4 protein-coding genes are annotated in these 4,941 nt (G+C 71.1%); all 4 read left to right on the top strand.

The genetic code is table 11. The features are described from left to right. Nucleotides 1–3,190, top strand: a 3,190-nt coding sequence (locus FGW31_RS00005) for a sensor histidine kinase (protein ID WP_142191187.1), incomplete at its 5' end; no start/stop codon positions are given. Between the two features lie 10 nt (nt 3,191–3,200). After that, nucleotides 3,201–3,614, top strand: a complete 414-nt coding sequence (locus tag FGW31_RS00010; RefSeq protein WP_004983065.1) for a roadblock/LC7 domain-containing protein — start codon at nt 3,201–3,203, stop codon at nt 3,612–3,614. A gap of 94 nt (nt 3,615–3,708) precedes the next feature. Beyond that, nucleotides 3,709–4,281, top strand: coding sequence for a DUF742 domain-containing protein (locus FGW31_RS00015; RefSeq protein WP_142191188.1), 573 nt, complete (start codon nt 3,709–3,711; stop codon nt 4,279–4,281). Further along, a complete protein-coding gene (locus FGW31_RS00020) occupies nt 4,262–4,843 on the top strand; it encodes a GTP-binding protein (RefSeq protein WP_026243582.1) in 582 nt (193 codons plus the stop codon). The genes FGW31_RS00015 and FGW31_RS00020 overlap by 20 nt, the downstream gene beginning before the upstream one ends. Nucleotides 4,844–4,941 lie beyond the last annotated feature (98 nt).

Consider the following 4,941-nt stretch of genomic DNA (forward strand, 5'->3'; position numbering starts at 1 on the left):
GGCGACCAGACTCAACGCGATCCTGCTCATACCCGTGCTGGTCGGCCTCGTCATGGGCGGCTTCCAGGTGAAGAGTTCGATCGACACCTGGCAGGAGGCCGAGGACGCGGAGAACACCGCCCGTCTGGTGCGGGCCTCCCTCACCTACGCCGACGCCCTCTACAACGAGCGCGACGTCAGCGCCGCCCCGCTGCTCCAGGGCAAGGGCCAGGACGACCCGACCGTCTCCCAGGCGCGCGCCGCGACCGACAAGGCCGCCGACGCCTTCGACGAGGCCGCGCGGAGCATGCCCGACAAGCCCGGCCTGGAGCGGCGGCTGAAGCTGTTCCGCGAGGCCGAGCCGCAGCTGACCGGGCTGCGCGCCGCCGCGTTCACCTCCAAGCTCAAGGGCGTGCAGACGGAGGAGGGCTACGTCGCCGTCGCCCACCCCCTGATGGAGTTCGCCAACGAGCTCGGCCTCGGCACCGGCAACATCACCAGCTACGGACGTACGGTCTACGCGATCTCGCTGACCAAGGCGGCGCTGTCGCTGGAGCGCGCCATCGGCATGCACATGCTGGTGAAGCCCGGCCCCACCGACAGCCAGCTCGCCAGCCAGCGCGTGGCCCTCTCCTCGTACGCCTACCTCGAGGGCATCGCCGTCGAGGAGTACCTCGGCGGCGGCACCGAGGCCGACGCGGCCAAGCTGGAGCGGGCCAAGGAGGAGATCCAGGCCGAGGGCGCCGCGATGGCCAAGGAGGCCAAGCAGAAGGACCCGGACTACGTCCCGCCGCCCGCCAAGCCGGAGACGATGATCTCCGAGCTGGGCCGGCTGCCCTCCACCGACCCGGCCGCGCGCGCCGAACTCGCCGGCCAGGGCATCACGCCCGCCAACTGGTGGGCCGTGAACACCCTCAAGTTCGACGGCTACCGCGAGATCGAGTCGGACCTCGCCGACACCGCAGTGAACGAGGCCGCCCAGATCGCCGACGACGCCCAGCGCGACGCGCTGATCACCGGCGCCGTCGTGGTGATCGCCCTGCTCGCCGCGTTCATCCTGGCCGGCATGGTGGCCCGCCAGATGAGCCGCTCCATGCGCCAGCTGCGCAACGCCGCGTTCGGCATCGCCGAGCAGCGTCTGCCGATGCTGGTCGACCAGCTCTCCCGCACCGACCCGGGCCGCGTGGACACCAAGGTCGCGCCGATCCCGATCGCCTCGACCGACGAGATCGGCGAAGTCGCCCGCGCCTTCGACCAGGTCCACCGCGAGGCCGTACGGCTCGCCGCCGAGCAGGCGCTGCTGCGGGGCAACATCAACGCGATCTTCACCAACCTGTCGCGCCGCAACCAGTCGCTGATCGAGGGCCAGCTGACCCTGATCACCGACCTGGAGAACAACGAGGCCGACCCGGACCAGCTGGAGAACCTCTTCCGCCTGGACCACCTGGCCACCCGTATGCGCCGCAACGGCGAGAACCTGCTGGTCCTCGCCGGCGAGGAGCCCGGCCGCCGCTGGGACCAGCCGGTCCCGCTGGTCGACGTGCTGCGCGCCGCCTCCTCCGAGGTGGAGCAGTACGAGCGCATCGAGCTGTCCGGCGTCCCCGAGGCCGAGATCCACGGCCGCGCGGTGACCGACCTCGTGCACCTGCTCGCCGAGCTGCTGGAGAACGCCACCACGTTCTCCTCGCCGCAGACCAAGGTCCGCGTGACCGCGACCCGTCTGCCCGACGGGCGCGTGATGATCGAGATCCACGACAAGGGCATCGGCCTGACCGCCGAGGACTTCGCGGACATCAACCACAAGCTGGCCAACCCGCCGACCGTGGACGCCGCGATCTCGCAGCGCATGGGCCTGTTCGTGGTCGGCCGCCTGTCCGACCGGCACGGCATCCGCGTCCAGCTGCGCCCCTCAGGCGAGCAGGCCGGCACCACCTCGCTGGTCATGCTGCCGGACGCGATCACCCACGGTGGCGGCGGCGAGCAGCAGGCCGACCGCACCGAGTTCACGGTCTCGCAGATCATCCCGGAGCAGAACTTCCAGGCCGAGGAGTTCGGCGGGCAGCAGCCGATGCGCACCGCCGCCGAGCTGGGCTTCGACGACAGCCGGTACGCGGAGGTCCCCGACGACATCCGCGAGCTGGACCCGGTCGGCCGTTCCCTGATGCGCGAGGAGCGCCGGGCGGCCCTGGAGGCCCAGGCCCAGCCCCCCCAGGCCGATCCGGCCGCGCAGAACACCGCCGAGGCGCCCGACGCCACCGGCTACCAGGACGGGTTCGCCGCCCAGCAGGGCTACGACAACGGCCAGGGTTACGACAACGGCCAGGGTTACGACAGCGGTCAGCGCTACGACGCCGGCCAGGGCTACGCCCAGGGCCAGGGCTTCGACGGCGGCTACCAGGAGCAGCAGAGCGCCGGGTACGACCAGCAGGCGTACGACAACGGTCAGCAGACGCAGTACCAGGACCAGCAGCAGGCGGCGTACGGCGACGGCTACTACGCGCCGAACGGCAACCTGCCGCAGAACGACGCCTTCGCCGCCGGGAACGGCTACGGCGACGCCTCCTACGCGCAGCCGGCCCAGGACGACCGGACGGCGGCGGGTGCCCCCGACGCGTTCCCGTCCTTCGCCGAACGCCGCCGCGAGGACGACTGGCCGCAGCAGGACGGCTACCGCAACGGCCACCAGGACCAGTACCCTGCTCAGGCCCCGGAAGCGGAATCCGCGCAGGCCGCTGACGTACGCGAGCAGGACGGCGTAGGCTTCGACCGTCCGGGACCGGCTCCCTCCGAGGCGCACGAACTGACCGACGCCGGACTTCCCCGTCGCGGATCCACCGCGGGCGGCGCGAAGGGCGCGGGCGGTGCGCAGCGTGCGAACCAGGAGCCGCCGGCCTCGACCCCGGAGAGCGACGGCGGCAGCGGCTGGCGTTCGGCGAACGACGAGCGCTGGCAGCAGGCTTCGCAGCTCCGGAAGCCCAAGGCGGGCGGAGTGACCTCCTCCGGTCTGCCGCGGCGGGTGCCCAAGGCCAACCTGGTCCAGGGAGCCGCCGAAACCACTCCCCAGGGAGGCCCACAGGTCTCCCGCGCCCCGGAGGACGTCCGGGGCAGGCTGAGCAACCTGCGTCGCGGTGTCCAACGGGGCCGCAGCGCGGGCAGTGAAACGAACGGCCAGGGCTTCGGTCCTGACAGCACCTACAACCAGGAGCGTTAGTGTGAGCCCGATGAGCCAGGCGGCACAGAACCTGAACTGGTTGATCACCAACTTCGTGGACAACACCCCGGGGGTGTCCCACACGGTGGTGGTCTCCGCCGACGGACTCCTTCTGGCGATGTCCGAAGGCTTCCCCCGTGACCGCGCCGACCAGCTCGCGGCCGTCGCCTCCGGGCTGACGTCCCTGACCGCCGGCGCGTCCCGGATCTTCGAGGGCGGCAGCGTGAACCAGACGGTTGTGGAGATGGAGCGGGGATTCCTGTTCATCATGTCCATTTCCGACGGTTCGTCGCTCGCGGTTCTCGCACATCCGGAGGCGGACATCGGCCTCATTGGGTACGAGATGGCGCTTCTGGTGGACCGTGCCGGTACGGTCCTGACTCCGGACCTTCGCGCGGAGCTCCAGGGGAGCCTTCTCAACTAAAGGACGGACAGTGCGTTTTGGCGTCCCGTGGCCGTAAGGTTTCGGGACGCGGCTCCACAGCGATGGGCGCCAGGCACAGTCGGAGGAGGAGAAAGTGGCTACACCCCCAGGCGGCTCCACATCGGGCGACTGGTCGTACGGCCCTGCCCAGGGCCAGCACGACGGTGCCGCGAGCGGATACGGCTACCCCTCCGCCCCGAACCACCAGCAGCCGTACGCGCCGCAGGGCCCCGGGCCTTCGCCGTACGACCAGCCGCATGCCCCGCGCATCCAGCCCGTGCAGCCGCAGCGCCGAGCACCCGAACCCGCGCCCGCCGGGGCGTCGCACAATCCCCTGGTGCGCCCGTACGCGATGACGGGCGGCCGCACCAGGCCGCGGTACCAGCTCGCCATCGAGGCGCTGGTGCACACCACCGCGCAGCCGCACCAGATGCAGGGCCAGCTGCCCGAGCATCAGCGGATCTGCAACCTCTGCCGGGAGATCAAGTCGGTGGCCGAGATCTCGGCCCTGCTGACGATCCCTCTCGGCGTGGCCAGGATCCTCGTCGCCGACTTGGCGGAGGCGGGCCTGGTCGCCATCCATCAGCCCGGCGGCGACGAGAACGCCGGCGGCCAGCCAGACGTGACACTGCTCGAAAGGGTGCTCAGTGGACTTCGCAAGCTCTAGCGGAGGGCCTTCCCGCTCCACCACGTCCGCGAAAATCGTGGTGGCCGGCGGATTCGGCGTGGGCAAGACCACGTTCGTCGGCGCCGTCTCGGAGATCAATCCGCTGCGCACGGAGGCCGTCATGACGTCCGCTTCGGCGGGCATCGACGACCTCACCCACACCGGGGACAAGACCACCACCACGGTGGCCATGGACTTCGGCCGCATCACCCTGGACCAGGACCTCATCCTGTACCTGTTCGGCACCCCCGGCCAGGACCGCTTCTGGTTCATGTGGGACGACCTGGTGCGCGGCGCCATCGGCGCGGTCGTCCTCGTCGACACCCGACGCCTCGCCGACTGCTTCCCCGCCGTCGACTACTTCGAGAACAGCGGCCTGCCGTTCGTCATCGCGCTGAACGGCTTCGACGGACAGCAGCCGTACAACCCGGACGAGGTCCGGGAGGCGCTGCAGATCGGGCCGGACACCCCGATCATCACCACCGACGCCCGCCACCGCGCCGACGCCAAGTCCACGCTCATCACGCTCGTGGAGCACGCGCTGATGGCGCGTCTGCGCTAGCGGCTGCCGCCGCCCGCGGACCACCGTGCCTCCCCCGGCGCCTTCGCGCTCGGGAAGACGCCCTTGACGGGGCGGCACGGCCGGGCGCGGGCGGCATC

Source organism: Streptomyces calvus (assembly GCF_006782915.1).
Classification (GTDB): Bacteria; Actinomycetota; Actinomycetes; order Streptomycetales; family Streptomycetaceae; genus Streptomyces; species Streptomyces calvus.

What these genes read in the sequence shown, in the direction of transcription:
- FGW31_RS00010 (WP_004983065.1), top strand. Translation starts at nt 3,201, where the DNA reads ATGAGCCAGGCGGCACAGAACCTGAACTGGTTGATCACCAACTTCGTG.